Source organism: Bartonella sp. AP3QHHD (assembly GCF_042195765.1).
Lineage (GTDB): Bacteria > Pseudomonadota > Alphaproteobacteria > Rhizobiales > Rhizobiaceae > Bartonella.
Genome location: NZ_JBHIPC010000109.1, coordinates 1 through 1,404 on the forward strand (window position 1 = coordinate 1; position 1,404 = coordinate 1,404).

The 1,404-nt window shown below is 37.2% G+C and carries 3 protein-coding genes; 2 read left to right on the plus strand and 1 reads right to left on the minus strand.

Annotation, left to right across the window (positions count from 1 at the left end; translation table 11 throughout):
- Positions 1–284: 284 nt before the first annotated feature.
- Positions 285–566: a type II toxin-antitoxin system RelE/ParE family toxin gene (locus ACFIL7_RS09060; RefSeq protein ID WP_183194586.1), complete on the plus strand. Its 282-nt coding sequence runs from the start codon at positions 285–287 to the stop codon at positions 564–566.
- Positions 567–583: 17 nt separating this feature from the next.
- Positions 584–883 carry a HigA family addiction module antitoxin gene (locus ACFIL7_RS09065; RefSeq protein ID WP_183194585.1) on the plus strand — a complete coding sequence of 100 codons (300 nt, stop codon included), beginning with the start codon at positions 584–586 and terminating at the stop codon, positions 881–883.
- Positions 884–935: 52 nt separating this feature from the next.
- Here the strand turns inward: ACFIL7_RS09065 and ACFIL7_RS09070 are convergent.
- Positions 936–1,404 (minus strand): tyrosine-type recombinase/integrase (locus ACFIL7_RS09070; RefSeq protein WP_375683536.1); only part of this gene is annotated, 469 nt, incomplete at its 5' end.

Sequence of the window (1,404 nt, forward strand, 5' to 3'; positions counted from 1 at the left end):
CCGCACCTTGAAAAAACACACATGAAATCAATAAGTTATAGCACCATAAAAGTGCTGTGGCGGAGGGGGTGGGAATGCTACATTTATATGCAATCAATAACTTATATAAAGGTAAGGGAATTTTAATTCCATTGATTTTATTAACTTATTTTTATGTCTATCCCGAACTTTTTTATAGCTTATTCTCAATCATTTTATCCAAATATGTAATCAGATTTTCCAGTATCTTACTTGACTCTTATTTTTATAAATCGTATAGTAATAGTATACGATAAGGGGTGCTAATGGCAATTGTGAGTTTCAGACATAAGGGCTTAAAATTATTTTATACAACAGGTTCCACAAAAGCTATTCGACCAGATCACGTAAAGAAATTACGCGTTATCTTAACGGCTTTAACAAGTGCTACCACGCCCGAAATGTTGAAAGCACCTGCCTTTAAAATGCATCCTCTTAAAGGTGAACTTACAGGATACTATTCTATATGGGTGAATGGAAATTGGCGTGTTACTTTTCGCTTTATAGGAACAGATGTGGAGCTTGTTGATTATCAAGATTACCATTGATGAAAGGAACGAAAATAATGATGCATAACCCCGCACATCCGGGCGAAGTTCTAAAAGTAGCTTTCTTAGACGAAATGGGGATAACAATACAAAAGTTAGCTAATCATCTCCATATGACAAGAGCTTCTCTATCAAGAGTGATTAACGGACATGCCTCTATGAGTACCGAACTTGCAGTGAAATTAGAACTAGCTGGTTTTAGTAAAGCGAAATTTTGGCTGGATATGCAAACAAATTATAATTTATGGCAAACAATGCAACAGACACAACCACCTATTTCTCCTCTGGTTTCTGAAGCACATCAAACGTCGCTTTGATTTCGTTTATAATTTTGACGGGGCTTTAGTTTTTTAGCTTCCGCCCGTTGCTCTAACCTTTTTGAAGTTTTTTAATGGCTTCTATTGCAAGGCGTTTTCTATCGGCTGTTTTGGTATAAAGAGATGCCATTTTATCTTCTGTCCAGCCAAAAAGCGCTTTCATTTGCGAAACTGTCGCACCAGCATTGGCTGCACGTGTTGCTGCTAATTTTCGCAATCCGTGCGCTGATTTTTTAATACCCGCCGCATTACATGCTTCACGAAAGAGGTTGCCAAAACTTTCTTTGACAAGCTTATTTCCACCTTTACCACAAATAAATGTTTCATTACCTATGGGACCAATTTTAAGGGTTTCCTCTAGTTCTGGTAAAATAGGAAGAAAAACATCTGTTTTAAATTGGCTCTTTTCTGTTTTGAGATAAATGATATTATCTTTTACGTCTTTCCAGCCGATACGAACGGCATCACCACGACGCAAGCCTGTATAAAGAAGAACATCAATCCAGACGCGTTCATGTGTA

What these genes read in the sequence shown, in the direction of transcription:
- ACFIL7_RS09060 (WP_183194586.1), top strand. Translation starts at nt 285, where the DNA reads ATGGCAATTGTGAGTTTCAGACATAAGGGCTTAAAATTATTTTATACA.
- ACFIL7_RS09065 (WP_183194585.1), top strand. Translation starts at nt 584, where the DNA reads ATGATGCATAACCCCGCACATCCGGGCGAAGTTCTAAAAGTAGCTTTC.